The organism is Pedobacter sp. SG908, from assembly GCF_011759615.1.
GTDB classification, from domain to species: domain Bacteria; phylum Bacteroidota; class Bacteroidia; order Sphingobacteriales; family Sphingobacteriaceae; genus Pedobacter; species Pedobacter riviphilus.
Genome location: NZ_JAAOYY010000002.1, coordinates 178,364 through 198,411 on the forward strand (window position 1 = coordinate 178,364; position 20,048 = coordinate 198,411).

General features: G+C 38.0%; 17 protein-coding genes. 5 read left to right on the forward strand and 12 right to left on the reverse strand.

Annotated features, from left to right (window positions below):
* Positions 1-32: 32 nt before the first annotated feature.
* Entirely contained in the window at positions 33-665 is a 633-nt protein-coding gene (locus tag FHT21_RS15755; protein WP_167295738.1) for a DUF4272 domain-containing protein, read from the forward strand.
* A gap of 148 nt (positions 666-813) precedes the next feature.
* Complete coding sequence (gene aspS / locus FHT21_RS15760) at positions 814-2,559, forward strand: aspartate--tRNA ligase (protein ID WP_167295739.1); 1,746 nt, start codon at positions 814-816, stop codon at positions 2,557-2,559.
* A 174-nt stretch (positions 2,560-2,733) separates the two neighbouring features.
* Here aspS and FHT21_RS15765 read toward each other — a convergent pair whose 3' ends face one another.
* The 7 genes from FHT21_RS15765 to FHT21_RS15795 form a co-directional block, all read right to left on the reverse strand.
* Positions 2,734-3,171: a hypothetical protein gene (locus FHT21_RS15765; protein WP_167295740.1), complete on the reverse strand. Its 438-nt coding sequence runs from the start codon at positions 3,169-3,171 to the stop codon at positions 2,734-2,736.
* Positions 3,158-3,535: a phage holin family protein gene (locus FHT21_RS15770; protein WP_167295741.1), complete on the reverse strand. Its 378-nt coding sequence runs from the start codon at positions 3,533-3,535 to the stop codon at positions 3,158-3,160. The genes FHT21_RS15765 and FHT21_RS15770 overlap by 14 nt, the downstream gene beginning before the upstream one ends.
* A 54-nt stretch (positions 3,536-3,589) precedes the next feature.
* Positions 3,590-3,856: a YtxH domain-containing protein gene (locus tag FHT21_RS15775; protein WP_057930800.1), complete on the reverse strand. Its 267-nt coding sequence runs from the start codon at positions 3,854-3,856 to the stop codon at positions 3,590-3,592.
* Positions 3,857-3,929: 73 nt separating this feature from the next.
* Entirely contained in the window at positions 3,930-4,979 is a 1,050-nt protein-coding gene (locus tag FHT21_RS15780) for an AI-2E family transporter (protein ID WP_167295742.1), read from the reverse strand.
* Positions 4,980-5,043: 64 nt separating this feature from the next.
* Positions 5,044-6,459: a sigma-54 dependent transcriptional regulator gene (locus tag FHT21_RS15785; RefSeq protein WP_167295743.1), complete on the reverse strand. Its 1,416-nt coding sequence runs from the start codon at positions 6,457-6,459 to the stop codon at positions 5,044-5,046.
* A 150-nt stretch (positions 6,460-6,609) separates the two neighbouring features.
* Positions 6,610-7,389, reverse strand: coding sequence for an enoyl-CoA hydratase-related protein (locus FHT21_RS15790; RefSeq protein ID WP_167295744.1), 780 nt, complete (start codon positions 7,387-7,389; stop codon positions 6,610-6,612).
* A gap of 3 nt (positions 7,390-7,392) precedes the next feature.
* Positions 7,393-7,815: a cobalamin B12-binding domain-containing protein gene (locus tag FHT21_RS15795; protein WP_223833441.1), complete on the reverse strand. Its 423-nt coding sequence runs from the start codon at positions 7,813-7,815 to the stop codon at positions 7,393-7,395.
* A 259-nt stretch (positions 7,816-8,074) separates the two neighbouring features.
* Between FHT21_RS15795 and FHT21_RS15800 the strand changes: the two genes are divergently transcribed.
* Entirely contained in the window at positions 8,075-9,730 is a 1,656-nt protein-coding gene (locus tag FHT21_RS15800) for a glutamine--tRNA ligase/YqeY domain fusion protein (RefSeq protein WP_167295745.1), read from the forward strand.
* A 174-nt stretch (positions 9,731-9,904) separates the two neighbouring features.
* Here FHT21_RS15800 and FHT21_RS15805 read toward each other — a convergent pair whose 3' ends face one another.
* Positions 9,905-10,741, reverse strand: a complete 837-nt coding sequence (locus FHT21_RS15805; protein WP_167295746.1) for an N-acetylmuramoyl-L-alanine amidase — start codon at positions 10,739-10,741, stop codon at positions 9,905-9,907.
* Between the two features lie 113 nt (positions 10,742-10,854).
* On the opposite strand from FHT21_RS15805, the gene FHT21_RS15810 reads away from it, so the two are divergent.
* Both FHT21_RS15810 and FHT21_RS15815 read left to right on the forward strand, forming a co-directional pair.
* Positions 10,855-12,534 carry a Zn-dependent hydrolase gene (locus FHT21_RS15810; protein WP_167295747.1) on the forward strand — a complete coding sequence of 560 codons (1,680 nt, stop codon included), beginning with the start codon at positions 10,855-10,857 and terminating at the stop codon, positions 12,532-12,534.
* A 478-nt stretch (positions 12,535-13,012) separates the two neighbouring features.
* Positions 13,013-15,454, forward strand: coding sequence for an outer membrane beta-barrel protein (locus FHT21_RS15815; protein ID WP_167295748.1), 2,442 nt, complete (start codon positions 13,013-13,015; stop codon positions 15,452-15,454).
* A gap of 232 nt (positions 15,455-15,686) precedes the next feature.
* Here the strand turns inward: FHT21_RS15815 and FHT21_RS15820 are convergent, their stop codons facing one another.
* From FHT21_RS15820 to FHT21_RS15835, 4 genes are all read right to left on the reverse strand, one after another.
* Positions 15,687-16,181 (reverse strand): GNAT family N-acetyltransferase, encoded by a 495-nt coding sequence (locus FHT21_RS15820; RefSeq protein WP_167295749.1) that lies wholly within the window; start codon positions 16,179-16,181, stop codon positions 15,687-15,689.
* A complete protein-coding gene (locus FHT21_RS15825; protein ID WP_167295750.1) occupies positions 16,178-16,738 on the reverse strand; it encodes a thiamine pyrophosphokinase in 561 nt (186 codons plus the stop codon). The genes FHT21_RS15820 and FHT21_RS15825 overlap by 4 nt, the downstream gene beginning before the upstream one ends.
* Before the next feature lie 74 nt (positions 16,739-16,812).
* On the reverse strand, positions 16,813-17,451 hold the full coding sequence (locus tag FHT21_RS15830; protein ID WP_167295751.1) for a thiamine phosphate synthase: 639 nt from the start codon (positions 17,449-17,451) through the stop codon (positions 16,813-16,815).
* A 113-nt stretch (positions 17,452-17,564) separates the two neighbouring features.
* Positions 17,565-20,012, reverse strand: coding sequence for a TonB-dependent receptor (locus FHT21_RS15835; RefSeq protein WP_317169973.1), 2,448 nt, complete (start codon positions 20,010-20,012; stop codon positions 17,565-17,567).
* Between the last annotated feature and the right edge of the window lie 36 nt (positions 20,013-20,048).

Sequence of the window (20,048 nt, forward strand, 5' to 3'; positions counted from 1 at the left end):
GATGTGATTCTAAATTATCTGATCATTAAAACATGACTGCTCAACAACGCAAAAACCAAACTGAAATCATCCTAAAAGAAAATAATATTCCAATAAATCCTTATTTACCATTAATAGAGGAAGAAAATGAAGCTGTAATTAGGTCCGCTGCAGATATTGCAAAGCGTATATTGATTCTTGCTTATTTGTGTACTTCGATAGAGAGTGATGATAAAGAGGATATTATCACTTATCTCAAAGCAGAAAATTTATGGGAGTACGTTTCAATAAAGGAGAAGGAACTTTTTAATAAAGTTTTGTTAAGTGAAAAAGAGGCGATGAATCTTTCCTGGCGTGCTGAATGTATTAACGTATTATTATGGTCGATAAATAAAATCGACAACCTGGGTTTACCTATTGATGAAGCTTCCGGTACAATCAATTTGATTCCCGGATACATGGAGCCGAGTGAAGAGTTTGTAAATGGAGCAGTGATCAGGGATACTGCCGAAATCCTTGATGCTTCAGACTTAATTTACAGAATTCATTGGGCAATAAAACAAGCCAGAATAGATAATACAGAAATTCCAAATATTAATCCTGATGTTGTTCAGGAATGGCATCAGGCCATTAATTGGATTACATTTTACGAGGATAGGTGGGACGACATTACAACTGACACTTAATTAGAAAATTGTCAATTATTTTCTTTTTAGCCTTAGCATCTTCGTGGCCTAAAACAACAAATTAGGGGGCGCAAAATTTCCTTAAATCTTCTACTCTAAAGTTTAAAACAAAATCGGTATTTTTGCCGCTCAATTTAGATTACAATATATGTTAAGAACAGTAACTTGTGGTGCATTAAACCTAAATAACTTAGGCGAAAGTGTTACGCTATGTGGTTGGGTACAAAAATCAAGAGATTTAGGCGGTATGACTTTTATCGACATCCGCGATCGTTATGGTATTACCCAGTTGGTTTTTAACATGGACGATAATAAAGCGCTTTGTGAAACTGCACGAACTTTAGGACGTGAGTTTGTAATTAAAGCGATAGGTACCGTTGTAGAAAGAAGCAATAAAAACCCAAAAATGTCGACCGGGGATGTGGAGATTAAAGTTTCTGCTTTAGAGATTTTAAATGCTGCAAAATTACCTCCATTCATGATCGATGATGAAACGGACGGTGGCGATGAGCTGCGCATGAAATACCGTTATTTAGATTTACGCCGTAATCCGGTTCGCAATAATCTGGTTTTACGTCATAAAATGGCACAATCGGTTCGCCGTTATTTAGATGCTTTGGATTTTATCGAAGTAGAAACACCTGTGTTGATTAAATCTACACCAGAAGGTGCAAGAGATTTCGTGGTGCCTAGCCGCATGAACGAAGGCGAGTTTTATGCTTTGCCTCAATCGCCACAAACCTTCAAACAATTGTTGATGGTTTCGGGTTTCGACCGTTATTTCCAGATTGTAAAATGTTTCAGGGATGAAGATTTAAGAGCCGACCGTCAGCCAGAGTTTACCCAGATCGACTGCGAAATGTCTTTCATCGAACAAGAAGATATATTAAACACTTTTGAAGGGCTGATCCGTACTTTATTTAAAGAAGTGCGTAATTACGATTTACCGGAAGTACCGCGTATGCAATATGCAGATGCGATGCGTTTATACGGTTCTGACAAACCTGATACCCGTTTTGCCATGCAGTTTGTTGAGCTTAACCATTTGGTAAAAGGCAAAGGCTTCCCGGTTTTCGATAATGCCGAGCTAGTGGTTGGTATCAATGCAAAAGGCGCGGCAAGTTATACACGTAAGCAGTTAGATGAATTAACCGATTTCATCAAACGTCCGCAGATTGGTGCTACAGGTTTGATTTATGCGCGCCATAACGAAGACGGAACCATTAAATCATCAGTAGATAAATTTTTTAACGAAGAAGATCTTAAACAGTGGAGCGAAGCTTTCGGTACAGAAAAGGGCGATTTATTATTGATTTTAGCCGGCTCTACCGATAAAGTACGCAAACAGTTAAATGAGCTTCGTTTAGAAATGGGTAACCGCTTAGGTTTACGCGATAAAAACACATTCTCTGCCCTTTGGGTATTGGATTTCCCACTTTTAGAATGGGATGAAGAAACTAAACGTTACCATGCGATGCACCACCCGTTCACTTCTCCAAAACCTGAAGATATTGCTTTATTGGACACTAAACCTGGCGAAGTACGCGCCAATGCTTACGATATGGTAATCAACGGAACCGAAGTTGGTGGCGGATCGATCCGTATCCACGACAGGGCTTTACAGGCTTTAATGTTTAAACATTTAGGTTTCAGTGCAGAAGAAGCGCAAAAACAATTTGGTTTCTTGATGGATGCTTTTGAATTTGGTGCACCTCCTCATGGCGGTATTGCCTTTGGTTTCGATCGTTTAACCTCAATTTTCGCAGGTTTAGATTCCATCCGTGATGTGATTGCTTTCCCTAAAAACAACTCTGGAAGAGATGTAATGATCGATAGTCCAAGCACTATTGATGAGAAGCAATTGAAAGAATTGAAGATTAAGACAGATTTATAGACAGATCCGTCATGCTGAACTTGTTTCAGCATCTTTTTAAGAAGATCCCAATGTAAAATCGTGGCAGAGTGACAAAACGCATCAAAAAGCCTCAGGATTTAGAATCCTGAGGCTTTTGATTTAAGATCATTTGGCAATTGCTCAAAATGAACAAATGGCTAATGAACCATTTAACTAATACGTTTCACTATCAGGCGGAATGCCATAGTCTACAAATTTCTTTTCTTTTTTCTCTTTCTTTTTTCCCAACCAGCTCTTAACTGAATTAAAAATGGCCGACAAATGTTCCGCATCAAGCGATTTACCAATTTTGCCTGAAACCAGACCTACAGCCGCTTTGGTTAAAAAACCAGCGCCTCTAAATAGGGTTTTATTCATAAACATCGGCAAAAGCAACGACATGGCGGTTCCGCTAATATTTAATTTTTCGTCAACTTTAAACAGGTTACTTGGTGTAGCGTATCTTTTTATCAATGCACCCAAGGTAAACTGGTGAAAGTAAGTCTTTGAATCCGATTTAAGCATATTTTGCTTAAGGGTGTATTCAACCTTAAGTTCTAATTTTCTAGCCTGCAGGTCTTCTAGGTTACGGATGTCTTTATACCTTCTCATCTTCCTCCTTATCTGCAAGTTTATCAAAGTATCTTCTAATGGCTACATTAATAATTGCCTTTTCAATATACTTATCTTTAGTTAAATAAACACCTAGTGCGATTAGAATATAAAATAAGGAAACACAACCAAAGCCTCCTGCATAGCTACCTAAAAGATCAGACAGATAAAGCGCCAAAGTTACTGAGCCAAATAGAAAGGCCAATATAAAACAAACAATAACTACCGTACTGGTTACTAAATCGGCAAAAACTTTAGAGACTTTTTCTACCAGGTAAAGTCTTGTATACTCAACCCTGGCCTCTAAAAAACCCTTGGCATCGTCTACAAGATCTTCAATGCTTTTATCTTTATTTTCCTGCATAATTCAGATTGATATTTAACCGGGCAGTTGCCCGGCTATGCAATATTTTATTTATTACGCGTGCTCTACGTCGTCGCTGTATTCTTCTTCTACGCTTCTTAGTTTTGTTTTGATTGAGCTTACTACTTTATCCTTTAAGCTGGCAAGGTGGTTAATTTCATCAGCAGCTTTATCCTTGATAGAATCGCCTAAATCTTTTAGCGATTGGCTTAGTTTATCGCGAGTTTCATCACCTTTATCTGGTGCGAACAAAATTCCTAGAGCCGCACCGGCAGCTAATCCGGCTAAAAGCGCAACTACAACTTTTGAGTTATCATTCATAATTAATGTATTTTAAGGGTTTAACAATTATGTACAATATAAAACTACTATATTATTTATTGTTAAGCTATATTTATAACTCCGTATGCTCGTTATTTGTTTTAATTCTTTCCAATCTTTCTGATGCAAGCGTACTGGTTTCGTAAATCTTAACGAGCAATATAAAATAAGATAACAGTAGCGGGCCAAAAACAAGGCCCAATATTCCAAATAAAGGGATACCAATAATTACGCCAATTACTGTAATTATGGGGTGAATATTGCCAACTTTTTTTGCAATGATAAACCTTAGCACATTATCGATATTGATAATGACTACAAAACCAAAAATAAGCATGGCCCAGCCAGCAAAATTATTACCGTTCGCAATCTGCAAAATCGCAGCCGGAACAAAAACAACAGGTGGCCCTAAAACAGGTACAAAAGAAATAAATGTTGTAATTACCCCCCAAAACACGGGATCTTTATAACCTAAAACATAAAAGGAAAGACTCAAAAGCGAACCTTGAACGAGGCAGATCAGCCCTTGCCCCAGTACATTTGCATAAGTTGTATTGCGCATTTCATCGCCAAAACGAAGTGCATTCTGCTCCCTGAACGGCGCATATTTAATTAGTGAAAATTCGAATTTTTTCCGCTCTATTAACATAAAGTAGAGTAAAAAGTACATCACCAATAAGCTTAATATAATATTTACTGCACTCGATATTAAAGAAGGAAAAAGCTGAGTGGCCCAATTCCCTAAACGGTTTAACCCTTCTTGAATAAGATCCTGATTAATTTTAACCGGGATAAGGTGCTGTAATTTAACCAGTAAATTCCTGAAAAAAACTTCATTGTTCTTCAATTCTGAAATTTTACTGATTACCATACTACTTAATGCATAAAAAGGCATTACAATGAGTATGATAGAAATGGCGATAAGAAAAATAGCCGTTACTCTTTTATTCCACCCCTTATTTTCTGCCAAGTGAATATAGGCTGGCCGCATGATCGTATAAAGCACCAAAGTACTTAGAATAGCACTAAAAATACTTTGCAAAGAATATGCAATTAATACCCCAAGTGCAATAATAATAACCAGGTTAATGTTGTTGCGTTGTTTATAAGAGAATACTGACATATTTAGATAATAAGGTATTCTTTAAATGCTAAAATGGCTGATTTTGTTTTTCCCGATTTAAAATTTATACGTCATCACCAATCTCAACAAATTTGATTTTGTTGTAAAGCGTTTTCCTGTCGATGTTTAAGATTTTTGCCGCCTTGGTTTTATTGAAATTAACTGCTTTTAAAACTTCTAAAATAGCGGTATACTCCGCTTCTTTGGCTGCATTTCTCAAATCAAGTGATTTGACGTTATTGAGTTCTCGCTGAAAAAGAAGTGCTTTTTTATCCTGCTCCGCCTTAGGATAATCACTCATTCCAAGCTCCAATGGTAAAACATGGGTTTCTATCCTATCTCCATCTGTCAATAAAGCTATCCGCCTGATCACATTTTTCAGCTCGCGTACATTACCTGGCCAGTGGTATGCTAATAAACATTTCTTCACTTCATCAGAAAAGCCTTCAATGTTTTTATTCAATTCTTTGTTCACTGTAGCCAAAAAGTGCTCAGCAAAGATAAGGATATCATTATCCCGGTGTTTCAATGATGGAACGTGTATAGAAAATTCATTAAAGCGATGGTACAAATCTTCCCTGAACGAACCCTTCTTAATGCTTTCTACTAAATTTTCATTTGTAGCTACAATAAGCCGTACATCCAGATCTATCTCTTTCGTACTTCCAATCCGCTTTATTTTCCGCTCCTGTACAGCCCTGAGTAAAATTGCCTGGATCTCGTAGGAAAGGTTGCCGATCTCGTCAAGAAATAATGTACCACCGTTAGCCTGCTCAAAGTGGCCAATTTTAGTGAAGGCTGCTCCGGTAAATGCGCCTTTCTCGTGTCCAAAAAATTCACTTGCAGCTAAATCTTTGGTTAAAGAACCACAATCCATAGCGATGAAAGGTTCTTTGCTGCGTGCACTGTTCAGATGAATGGTTTTAGCAACACATTCTTTCCCGGTGCCGCTTTTCCCTGTTAAAATGACAGTATATCCTGTTGGTGCAACAAGCTGAATCTGTTTCAATAAAAGCACCGAAGCATCGCTTTCGCCATTTATATACTCAGGGCAATCTTGAAAATCGGAAAGATTGCCACCTGCATGTTCAAAATTTTGAGTTGATTTTAAATCTTCCTGCGTTTCAAGGGCCTTATTTATGGTGTTTAAAATTTCATCCGGATAAAGCGGTTTTACAATATAATCGAAAGCGCCAAGTTTTATTAATTCTACGGCAAGCTTAATATCCGAATAACCTGTAATAATGATAACACCTGTAGCTGGATAGTTTTCTTTAATGTGGATCAAAATTTCTTTTCCATCTGTATCATCCAATCGATAATCGCACAATACCAAATCGAACCGCTCTTTTTCTAGAATTTGTAGAACCGTTCTGCCGGTTGTTACATTTGAAACTTCAAATCCGTTTTTAGTCAAAAATTTGGATAGCAATAAACCGATGCTGATTTCATCGTCAACAATGAGTACCTTCTTTTTCATGAGTAGCGTTATTATAAAAACCTGTACGCAACCATAGCTACGTTAAAGGTTAGTAAATGAATAACACACAAATTACTCAAAAAAAATTGCTTTGGAAAACTTTTGCAATTATTTCCCGATATAAATCATCAAATTAATACTACATGCTTACTACTTTCCGGTGAAATTTGCTTTTCTCTTTTCAATAAACGCGGTTACCCCCTCCTTAAAATCGGCCGTTTCGAAACATTTACCAAATTCTTCAATTTCGGTAGCGTAGCCATTGTTGTTATTTACAGCTGCAATTACAGATTTTATTGCAGCTGAAATAGCTAGTGGTGCGCGTTGCTTAATCACATTCAGTATCTCTTCAGCCTTGCTGATTAGATCAGGCTGCGGAACAACATAATTTACAAGGCCTATTTTTTCTGCATCCGAAGCTGTAATCATATTTGCGGTAGTAATCATTTCTATTGCTTTACCTTTTCCGACCAATTGTGTAAGGCGTTGGGTACCGCCATAACCCGGAATTAAACCTAAAGTAACCTCAGGTAAACCTAATTTTGCATGATCTGATGCGATGCGTATGTGGCAGGCCATAGCCAACTCCAGTCCTCCGCCCAAAGCAAATCCATTAATTGCTGCAATAAATGGCTTTGAAGAATTTTCAATGGCATTAAAAACCAGATCATGACCACGCTTTGCTAAATCTTCTCCCTGTTTACCACTATAATCAGAAAATTCTTTAATGTCTGCCCCTGCAACAAAGGCTTTTTCACCTGCTCCGGTTAAAATAACGCCCCTTACTTCATCGGTTTTACCTGCGAAAGCAATTACATCAGCCAGTTCGGCTAAAGTATCTTTATTTAAAGCATTCAGTGCTTTTTCACGGTTGATGGTAATGTATAAAATGTTTTCTTTTATTTCTGAAATTAAATTCTGGTATGCCATAGCTTAAAAATTTCTATTTTCTGTAACCCAATTCTGAATATATTCTACAATACTTGCCATTGTTGTACCTGGCGGAAATAGCTCCCCAACACCCATTTCTGCAAGTTTTAACCGATCTGCTTCCGGAATGATCCCTCCACCGGTTAACAACACATCATCTAACTGTTTTTCTTTCATAAAATGAATAATCTTTGGAAAAACCGTCATGTGCGCGCCCGATAGGATAGAAATCCCAATGGCATCAACATCCTCCTGAAGTGCTGTGTTTACCACCATTTCTGGTGTTTGGCGTAGGCCGGTATAAATTACTTCCATGCCTGCATCTCGTAAGGAAGTTGCAATTACTTTGGCTCCCCTGTCATGGCCATCTAATCCAACTTTAGCTACTAAAACGCGGATAGGCCGATTTAATACTTTGCTCATCATTCATATTAAGTTGATGTAAATGTATCGATTTTATTAGGTAATTGAGAAATAGGGAAAAAGCAAGTAATGGTTGAGGCTCATTGTTCAGAGTCGTGGTTTTCGACGGCGAATTAGCCTATAATACTAACATATTTGTTCTTTCATAGCACTATAATGAAGTTCTGGACTATCAACTATCAACTATGGACTAATAAACCCATAATCATTGTATAAATCCGCTCAATCTTTTTACATTTGCATTCCTAATTTACAGGTTTTTATGAGTGAAGAAAAGTCATTGAACTTTATTGAAGAAATTGTTGAGAACGACTTAAATAGTGGTAAGTACGAAACTTTGGTTACGCGTTTCCCGCCGGAGCCTAATGGTTATCTACACATCGGCCACGCGAAAGCGATATGCTTAAATTTCGGACTAACACAAAAATACGGCGGCTATACCAACCTACGTTTTGACGATACCAACCCGGTAACTGAAAAAACAGAATACGTAACCAGCCAGCAGGAAGATATTAGATGGCTGGGTTTTAACTGGAAAAATGAATTATATGCCTCAGATTATTTTGACGAGCTGTATGGTTTTGCCATTAAACTGATCGAAAAAGGTTTGGCTTATGTTGACGAGAGTTCTGCAGATGAAATTGCAGCTTTAAAAGGCACGCCAACAGAACCAGGGCAGGATAGCCCGTATCGTAACCGCAGCATTGAAGAAAATTTAGACATTTTCACGAAAATGAAAAATGGCGAATTTCCTGATGGCGCATATATTTTGAGAGCAAAAATCGATATGGCCAGTCCGAATATGTTAATGCGCGATCCGATTATTTACCGCATCAAGCATGCCGAACATCACCGTACAGGTAACAAGTGGTGCATTTACCCGATGTACGATTTTGCTCACGGGCAAAGTGATAGTATTGAAAACATCACGCACTCTATCTGTACATTGGAATATGTTTCGCACCGTGAACTGTATGATTGGTTTATCGAAAAATTAGAGATTTTCCCTTCGAAACAATATGAATTTGCCCGTTTAAACCTTACCAGCACGGTAATGAGTAAACGTAAGTTACTTCAACTGGTTAACGAAAACTTAGTAAATGGATGGGACGATCCGCGCATGCCTACCATTAGTGGTTTGCGTAGGAGGGGTTTTACACCGAAGAGTGTACGCGAATTTTGCGAACGTATTGGTATTGCCAAACGCGAAAATTTAATTGAGCTAAGTTTACTGGAATTTTGTATCCGCGAAGATTTAAATAAAACCGCTAACCGTGTAATGGCGGTTTTAGATCCGATTAAACTGGTGATTACAAATTACGAAAAAGGAACAGAAGATTTAATCGGCGAAAACAATCCAGAGGCTGAAGATGGTGGAGGTACACGTGTGATTCCTTTTAGCAACGAACTTTGGATAGAACGTGAAGATTTTATGGAAGTACCAGCAAAAAAATGGTTCCGTTTGGCACCAGGCGCAATGGTACGCTTAAAATTCGCTTATATTGTTAAATGCGAAGATTTTGTGAAAGATAAAAACGGAAACGTAACCGAAATCCATTGCACTTATATTCCTGAATCGAAAAGTGGAAACGATACCAGCGGCGTAAATGTTAAAGGAACAATCCACTGGGTAAGTGTAGCACATGCTAAAACTGCTGAAATTCGTTTATACGATCGTTTATTTACCTCTGAAACGCCAGATGCTGAAGAAGGAGATTTTAAAGATTACTTAAATCCTGAAAGCTTAACGGTTTTACCTAACGCTTATATCGAGCCAGCATTGGCAACAGCAGATCTGGAAAGCCGTTATCAGTTTATCCGCAAAGGTTATTTCTGTTTAGATAAAGATTCTACAGCCGATAAATTGGTTTTCAATAGAACGGTAACCTTAAAGGATACGTTTAAGAAACCAAATTAATAAGCATTTTTAAATAGATAAACACGGATGAACACAGATTTATCCGTGTTTTTTTTAGAAAAATTTTTGGGACTAATTGGTTAATGTTTGCAGAAACTATAGTTCATGGGGCTTGCTTAAAAGCTGATCATCAATATGAGTTTAATTTACGCTAACCGCCAAACCCCATTCCGCTTAATACTTCGTATACACATTATACAGCACCAATATATCCACTGGTGTTAAAGTCGGCGTAATATCACTTTGGATAAAATGAATTTTGAAAGCGGTGATTGCCGCAGGAAGATTACTGGTATCATAGCCAATATATCTTAAGGCCATTTCGGTATTAAAATCTACGGGAGGATTTTTCAGCACATCATCATACCAATAGCCAAAACCTTTATCGGCCAGCTTTTTCCAGGGGAAATTTTTCGGATCGTTTTTACGTTTAGGTGCAATATCAGCATGACCGATAAAATTTGCCGTAGGTATACCGTATGTTTTCTTTAAAGTGGCCAATAACTTAAGCAAGCTATTAATCTGCACATCGGGCCACGGGTCAGTTAAGCCATTATTATCCAGCTCGATACCGATTGACGAAGAATTAAGATCGGTATCTTTCCCCCATTTACTCACACCAGCATGGTTTGCGCGTAAATAATCATTCACCATATGCACCACTTTACCGTCGCGACTAATAACATAATGTGCGCTCGTACCTGCTTTAGTAGAGAAAAATGTTTTTATTGTTTGTGCCAAACTATCTTGCGCAGTATGGTGGATCACCACAAAATTTGGCTTACGTATCCCAAAATTTACAGAGCCAATCCATTCCTGATTTGCAGCTCCCAATGAATCGTAAAGCTGACCAGCCGGTGGAGTGGTATTAATTATTTTCGAAAAATCTTTTGCTTTTTCCTTATAGATTTTTTCCGTTGCGGCATATTTGCTGCTTCCGCAGGCAGATAAAATAAGTACCAGAGAAAAAGCGGAAATAGATAATGATTTTGATAACCTGGAAAATAACATGGCATGAATTGTTAGCGAGTTGAAGTTACAAAGTTATGTTAAACTTCACCCAATGCATCAAACTTTATACAAAGCTTTCAAAATTTACTAATTTAGCGGCCATATACTTTAATATGAAGAATTTATACAAATCGACCCTATTTTTATCGGCAGTAGCTATTTCAGTAGGCGCTTTATCGTCTTGTACTGGCAATAATAAATCTAAAGATGAAAAGGCTGTGGTAGTACAAAAAGATAGTCTCACCAATTATGTTGCCCAACGCTTACCCATTTATGAAAGGGTAAAATTAACCACTAATATTAACGATTTAAGTGTTAACGACCGTAAAATTCTGCCTTTGTTAATCCAGGCAGCAGAAATTATGGATCAATTATATTGGAAACAAGCCTACCCACAAAGAGATAGCCTGCTTGCAACTATTAAAGACGAAAAAACCCGCGATTTTGTTAATATCAATTATGGTCCTTGGGATAGATTAAATAACGATAAACCTTTTGTTGAAGGTGTTGGTGCCAAACCAGAGGGAGCATCTTTTTACCCATACGGGATTACAAAAGAAGCCATAGAGAAATCAGACCTTGCCGATAAGTTTGGTGCATATTCTGTTGTTCAAAAAGACAGTACAGGAAAATTATCAACGGTACCTTATCACGTATTATTTGCTTCAGAATTACAAAAGGCAAGTTCATTGTTAAAACAGGCAGCGCTAATTGCTGAAGATGCCGGTTTAAAAAAATATTTAAACCTAAGGGCCGATGCTTTGGTAACAGATAATTTTACCGCAAGTGATTATGCCTGGTTGGATATGAAAACCAATGGTTTGGATATCATTATCGGCCCAATTGAAAATTACGAGGATAAACTGTTTAATGCCCGTACCAGTTACGAAGCTTATGTTTTAATCAAAGATAAAGAGTGGAGTAAGCGTTTGGCAAAGTATGTAAAAATGCTTCCTGAATTGCAAAAAAACCTACCAGTTGCGGCAAAATACAAAACAGAAACCCCTGGAACCGACTCTGAGTTAAATGCATATGATGTGGTTTATTATGCAGGAGACTGCAATGCCGGATCGAAAACCATTGCCGTTAACCTCCCGAATGATGAAAAAATCCAGCAGGAAAAAGGAACACGCCGTTCGCAGCTGAAAAATGCAATGCAGGCTAAGTTTGATAAAATCCTGGTACCGATTTCAAAAGAATTAATTGAAGCTGATCAGCAGCAATACATTAAGTTTGATGCTTTTTTTGCAAACGTCATGTTTCACGAGGTAGCCCATGGTTTAGGCATAAAAAAAACCATTACCGGGAAAGGTTTTGTACGTGCCGCATTAAAAGAGCAGTATAGCTGGTTAGAAGAAGGTAAAGCCGATATTTTAGGCTTGTATATGGTAACGGGCTTACTTAAAAAGGGTGAACTGAAAGGTGATGTAAAAGATTATTACACCACATTTATGGCTGGCATTTTACGCTCTGTTCGCTTTGGTGTATCTGAAGCACACGGAAAAGCCAATATGCAGTGTTTTAATTATTTCCAGGAAAAAGGTGCTTTTGAGCGTACAGCAAAAGGTACCTACAAAGTAAACTTCGAAAAATTTGCAACTGCAATGAACGATTTAAGTGCATTTATTCTTACCCTTCAAGGTAACGGTGATAAAGTTGCGGTAGAAAAAGCACAAAAAGAAAAAGCGGTTATCCATACAGAACTGCAAACAGATCTGGACCGATTAACCAAGAAGAATATTCCGGTTGATGTTGTTTTCGAACAAGGTGTTGATGTACTTGGTGTAAAATAAAAGATTCCTTTTACCCAGGAATTTAAAGCCATAGATATGCAGGTGTAAACTTGTTTGTCTGTGGCTTTTTTTTGGTTCATTAGTCATTGGTTCATTTGTGAGACTGAGTTAATTGTTTAAACTGTTAATCGGTTAACTAACAAAGTCTCTTAAAAGATTCTTTTCCTTCTTTACCAATGGCAGATCGCAAAGAACGGTCGTCATTCCCGCGCAGGCGGGAATCTTAATGCAACCTAAAAACCCTACCAATGCATTACAATTAAGAAGCAATTTAATCCTGACTTTGGGCTCCCGGCCCCCAACTTTTTTAAAATCCCTGTAACCTTTTTAAAAAATGCTCGTCTTACCTATAACTAAACAACGGAAACTTTTCGTTTCCGGCTAAACTTTAAAATAAGCAAGCAATTAAATTGAAAGCGCATGCACATGCGATATAGAAATCTTTTTGCCCATTTTTTTTAAGAATAAATACCTAAAAATGAAAACACTATACAGAATACCATTTATCCTTACACTTCTTTTTGCCGTTAAGGTGGGTTTTGCGCAAACAAACCCTAAACCAAATATCAGTGGGGTAATTTTAGATGAAACCAAAAAACCTGCAGATTATGTTACGGTTGTGCTCTTTAAAGCATCCGATTCGAGTGTGGTTAAAACAGCATTTACCGATCCAAACGGGACATTTAATTTTAATGTTTCGGGTAAAGGGAGTTATTTCTATAAAGCCAGTAACATGGGTTACAAAACACTTAAAAGTAAAACCATCGTTTTAACAGAGGATAATCAGAAAGTAGATTTCGGAACGGCTCAGCTCACCGCAAGCGCTCAAAACTTAAAAGAAGTGAATGTAGCGGTAACTAAACCATTAATCGAAAGAAAAATGGATAAGATCGTGATGAATGTTTCCAATAGTTCGGTTATGACAGGCTCTACTGCGCTGGAGGTTTTGCAAAAAGCACCAGGCGTAACGGTAGATCAGAATGATAAGATTTCGATGATGGGTAAACAAGGTGTGCTCATTCAACTGGATGGCAAGCAGACTTATATGAGCAGTGCTGATGTGGCGAACCTACTACGTAACATGCAGAGTTCGGAAATAGAAAGCATCGAACTAATTACCAATCCTTCGTCAAAGTATGATGCGTCAGGTAATTCGGGCATTATCAACATCAAAACCAAAAAAAGTAAAAACGGCGGAACAAACGGCAGTATAAACGGATCTTTAGGATATGGTAAAAACCTAAGGGCAAATGCGGGTTTAAACCTGAACCACCGTACACAGAAACTTAATGTTTTTGGTAACTACAACTATGGTAAGTTTGAGCGTGATAACCTGATCGCTATCGACCGGATTTCGAATGGCACACCCGATATTTACTTTATGCAGGTAGGTGAAAGCAAAAGAAAACAATATAACAATAACCTTAAAGCAGGTTTAGATTACTTTATCGATAAGAAAAACACCATTGGTATATTGGTAAACGGCTACTTTAATCATGGAAATGAAACTGCGGGAAACAACACTTTAATCGGTCCATCCTTTAACAAGGTGGATTCTACCCTGATCACCAACTCATTGCAAGCAAACAAATACAATAATGTTTCTTATAACTTAAATTATAAATCTGTTTTGGATACTGCGGGTTCAGAAATCTCGGCAGATGTAGACTATTCCAAATACAAAGGTAACGATGGTTCTAATTATGAAAACGATTATCGGTTTCCCAATGGAGACAGAATCCACCCGATCAGGTATACCCGCAACAACACCCCATCGATTATTGATATCAAAGCATTTAAAATCGACTATAATGTATCACTTAACAAAACGGTTAAACTCGAAGCCGGGATTAAAAGCAGCTGGGTTAAAACCGACAATGACTTGCAAGCGGAAATGTTGGTAAACAATGCCTGGCAGAACGATGTAAAACGAAGCAACCAGTTTGTATACGATGAAAATGTAAATGCAGCTTATACCAATGTAAACAAACAGTTTAAAAATACAAGTGTTCAAATTGGCTTAAGGGTTGAGCAAACCAATTCGAAAGGAAATTTGATTACCACGAATACCGTAGTGGAACGAAGTTATTGGGATTTCTTTCCAACATTGTTTGTTCAACAAACGCTTTCAAAAAACAACCAGTTAGGTTTTTCTTATAGCAGAAGGATAGACCGCCCAAGTTACGATGCTTTAAATCCCTTCATCTATTACTTAGACGAATTTACCTATAGCAAAGGAAATCCCTTTTTAAATCCGCAGTATACACACAATTTTGAGCTTAGTTATACCCTATTGCAAAAATACATGCTCTCCATTGGCTATAGCAGAATTAACGATGTAATTGCAGAAGTAATTTTACCTGATGCCGCAAATCAGTCGTTATATCAAACCAATGCAAATATTGCCACCAACATTAGCTACAACGCCAATTTAAATGTGCCCGTTCAGATTACGAAATGGTGGCAGACCAATAATAACTTAAATGTTTTTTACCTCAGTTTCAAATCGCCAGATTTAGCCGGGAGTGCTTTAAAAACCGGGAAAACATCTTTCCAATTTAAATCGCAACAAACCTTTACGATTATGGATGGTTTTACGGCAGAGATCAATGGCAGTTACGAATCGCCGCTTGATTACGGTACCTTAAGTTTAAAAGCCCGTTATTATGTTGATGCAGGTTTAAGCAAATCATTGTTCAACAAAAAAGCAAGTTTGAAACTGGCCTTATCAGATGTATTTAATATATCTGAAAACAATTTATCAAGTGCATATCCGGGTTTAACATACACGGTGCATCAAAAAAATGAAACCCAAATTGGCAGAATCAGCTTTACCTATCGTTTTGGTAAAAACGAAATTAAACCTGCCCGCCGCCGCGCAACGGGTACTGAAGCAGAACAAGGCCGTATGAAGAATTAGTTGTAAAAAAGGCGATTATACTATCAGTTAAGATCTATCATGTTGTCCAAAAGACTCCTACGGAGAGCCTGTCGAAGCACTTTATAATATATTTTAGGTTGGTCTTTCGACAGGCTCGGGATGACAAATTTTAGTGCTTTATATTCCAAGCTATATGTCATGCTGAATTTATTTCAGCATCTATCCTGTTACAAGATCCCGAAACAAGTTCAGGATGACGGTTTGCTCGTATTTAAAACTTATATTCCATCACATAATCATCCATAAAGTAACCGTCGCCTATATCAAGCATTACTGATTCTTTAATGGTAAAACCTCCTTTTAAGTAAAAATCTTTGGCTTTATTATGCTTGTTCACATTCAGCTGTAATGCACTTCCTCCGGCATCTTTTACCTGGTTAAAAACCTCGTTAATTAAGATTTTCCCAACGCCTTTACCGTGCGCCGATGGCAGCACATAAAGCTTGTGCAGCTTATAAATACGCTCTTCGTGTTCAATAATAGAGTAACCTGTAAAACCTAACTGATTTTCGCCCTCTTCTGCAATCAGGAAGACATACCCTTCCATAAATTGTTTCAATAGCTCTCCTTTATTGTACATTTTATCCAACATGTAATCAATCTGTTTCTGCCCGATAATATCGAGGTAGGTTGATGGCCAGGTTGCCACAGCAATATCCCTGATGATTTCTATATCTTCTTCTTTTGCTTTTCTGAGGGTAATCATATTGGTTCGCTAATAAAAATTGGTTGTCCTGAAAAGGTAAATTCTACAAAGCCATCTTTAACTACAATAAAAATTTCTTCCTCATTCTGCTCAAGGTTAGTTACTTCGATGTATCGGTTACCATGGATCAGGAATTCACTTCCCGCAGGTTTCCAAACCGAGAATCCCGATTTTATGGGGTAGTGCTTTGCTCTTTCGGTAAATACCACCAGGTTAATTTTGTCTTCAAATCCTGCAAATTTCTCCAGATCGAATTTCTTTGCAATTACATTCACTGCTGGATATTTCTCTTCGTAAAGATAATTAACGGCCACCATTAAAGCATCAACAGGCCCCTGAATAACTTTTGTATCTTCCTGCGCTTCCTGCCCGTTCCCGTTTACCAGCACATCTACCTTTAAGCCTAAGGAAAAAATCTTATCGTAATTTTCTCCGTTAACCAAAAGCGTAGGGCTCCATTCGAGTAGTTGGCCCAAAAGTTCTTCGTTAAAATTCCCAAGCTCATCGATGTATAAAGCCGGCTCCTGTTTTTCTTTTACAATATGGTGTGAAGACATACTGCGAATATAGAAATTTCGCTTTAAGTACGGTACAGTAAGAATCAGTTAGAGGTAAAATGATTAATTATATACTAGGTGCTTTCTTTAACTAACGTGTAAAAATCTTGATAAGCTTCAATAAAATCATCTGCAAAATTAATGGCTCCGGAAACGGCTATGCCATAAATACCGGTTTGCATTAAAGCTTCTACATCGTAGGTTTTAATCCCACCCACAGCCAATACCGGAATGCTGATGGACTGAGCTTTCAATTCTTTCACTGCTTGTTGATAACCTTCTATGCCCAAGAGATTATACTTGTTGGGCTTGGTTTCGGTTATTGCAAAGGGACCATAACCAGCATAATCAACACCTTCTTGCGCAAGTCTGATTAAATTTTCTACTGTATTTGCCAATCCTCCAAGGGTAATATCATTGCCGACAAGTTTGCGCAGTGCTATAAAATCGGCATCCATATCTTCCATATGAAAACCCTGAATATCGGCCTTTCCATTTAAATGAATATGATCGGTAACGATTAAGGTGGTACCCCAATCATCACAGATTTCTGCAATAGCATTAATATCCTGCAGGAGCGCTTCATCATTTTTGCTCAGGCAACGGTACTGGATCCATTTTGCACCAGCCTCGCAAGCCAGTTGCGCCTGTTCAATGTGTGAGCGGTGCGGGATATCGTGCGTAATGTAATGAAGTTTCTCTATGTATTTCATGCTTGGTATGGTAGAATTAATGGCTTTAAAATCAGGATGCCAATATAAAACAAAATCGCCATTGGGTGTTTATCTTCCAATGACGATTTACTGTTTTTTAGCTTTAAGCTTTTCTAAAACTTAACGTTCAGGCTTAACAAAAAGTTGGTTCCCGCCTGTGGATAAAAAAAGTTTTCGGTTACCCTGCTTCCACCTGCCTGGTAGCCATAGGTATAACCATTGCTTTCGTATTTCTTATCGAAAATATTGTTTACCAGTAAACCCAGGTTAATATTTTTAACGCCTGCAAATTTAAAATCGTAGCCTAAACGTGCATTGCTTACCCAATAACCGTTAATGGTCCTATCGTTGTTCTGCGTATTATCCAGGTATTGTTTGCTTACATACTTGCTCTGTAAGGCTACAGCAAAACCACTAACAGGTTTGTAAACAAGCTCCCCAAAAAGAACGGCTTTGGGAGAATAAGAAATATCAGTCAATTTGTAGTTGTTTACAACAAATCCGCCATTATCGTAATCTTCATAATATTCGGTAAAGTTCTTGATTTTGTTTCTACTCAACGCAGCATTGGCGTTTAATACAAATTGCTGGTTAATGATATAAGAACCATCTACCTCAATCCCTAAACGATAGCTTCTGTCTACGTTCTGACGATAGTTGGCTCCAACATCATTTATTTGCCCGGTAACTACCAATTGGTTTTTATAGAACATTCCGTAAGCATTGGCACCTAAATTAAATTTATCATTTTTAAATCGATAACCTAACTCTACATCATTCAAACGTTCAGGTTTTGGAGAGATGCCTGCTACCGCAGCATCTGTATAATCATCTCTGTTAGGCTCTTTGTTGGCCACACTAAACGAGGCATATACATTGCTCTGTGGATTGATAAAATATGTTGCCCCAAATTTCGGGTTAAAGAAATTTAAGGTTTCGTTAATGGCCAAAGTGTTCAGTTTATTTTCCGTTCCGGCAACATCGAAATACACCCTGCGATATTGCAGGTCGGCAAATAAACTTAACGATTCAACAGGGCTGTAGTTTACTTTACCATAAACGTTAAAATCGGTTTTAAAACCATCATTATCATAATAATGTCTGTCTATATTTCCGTTTGATGCATATTGCGCCCAGATCACCTGCCCAAAGTGTGCGCCTTTATATTCGTTATATGCACCGCCCAAAGTAAAGTTTAAATTCTTCTGCGGCACATAATTAAAGGCATAAGTAACACCATAGAAATCGTTATCCAACCAGCGCCGGCGGATCAGATCTGTTTCGGTAACCGGAGTTCCGCCTGGAATAACAACCGGATTTAAACCATAATTTTTCAGTTTATCCTGCACCCGGTATTCTTCATAATAACCTTGGCCTTGGGTATAATGTAAGGCGCCATTAAAAGAAAACTGATCAGAAAACTGCCTGGCATAAATTAACTGGTAATGGTTCTGCGTATAGTTATCTGTTTGGTTATTGTATAAGAAACTGTTATAAGTTCTGCCTGAATTTAAAAGGTTTGCAGCATCTTCTGCACCCAATCCATTTCTGGCGATATAGGCATTCATTCCGGCTACGTCATTTTCCAGGCGCGATTGCGGAATACCGTTCCATGATTGATAGGTTTTCTCATTTCCCGAAAAAACGTTTACACGCAACAGGTCTTTATCTCCGTGGTAGGCACCAGATAAGAAATATGATTTAAGCAAGGATGAACCGCGGTCTACATAACCATCCGAACTGATTCTTGATAAGCGGCCGTCAAAACTAAAGCGATTGTTAATCAAACCTGTTCCAACCTTTATCGTGTTTTTCCAGGTATTGAAACTTCCGTAAGTGCTGTTTATTTCGGCATAAGGTTCCATTTCGCTGGCAGTTGTCTGAATATTTAAACTCGCACCAAATGCACCTGCACCATTGGTTGAAGTACCTACACCGCGCTGAATCTGCACGTTATCTACCGATGAAGCAAAATCGGGCATGTTTACATAAAACGTACCTGAACTTTCGCTGTCGTTTATCGGAATACCATTAACCGTTACATTGATCCTGCTATTGTCGCTACCACGGATACGGATGCCTGTGTAACCTACGCCAGCACCAGCATCAGAATTAACCACAACTCCCGGTGTGTTTTGAAGGATGAAAGGCAGATCCTGTCCGAAGTTATTCTGCTGGATTTCCTCCTTGCCAATATTCTTGTAGGTAGTGGCCGATTTTTCTGTTGCCCGTGTTGCACGAACAATTACCTCCTCAGCTAAGAAATTTTGTGGTGAGAGGCTAAAATCTAACGCGGTATTCTGTTTAAGCTCTACAGTCTTTTCGATTGTTTTATAGCCTACATAACTCACTACAATAGTGTATTTTCCATTAACGAGGTTTGTGATACTATAATTTCCTGAAGCATCGCTTACAACTGCTGTTTTTTGATTTCTTAATTTAACCGTAGCACCAGGAAGAGGTTGCTGATTTTGATCTGTTACCTTACCTGTAACAGAAATTTGTGCCGATACAAAGAAGGGCAACATTGCAACAAGTGCTGCAAAAAGTAAATTTTTCAATTTTATTGTTTTTAGTTAAACTCATCGGAAAAGGGG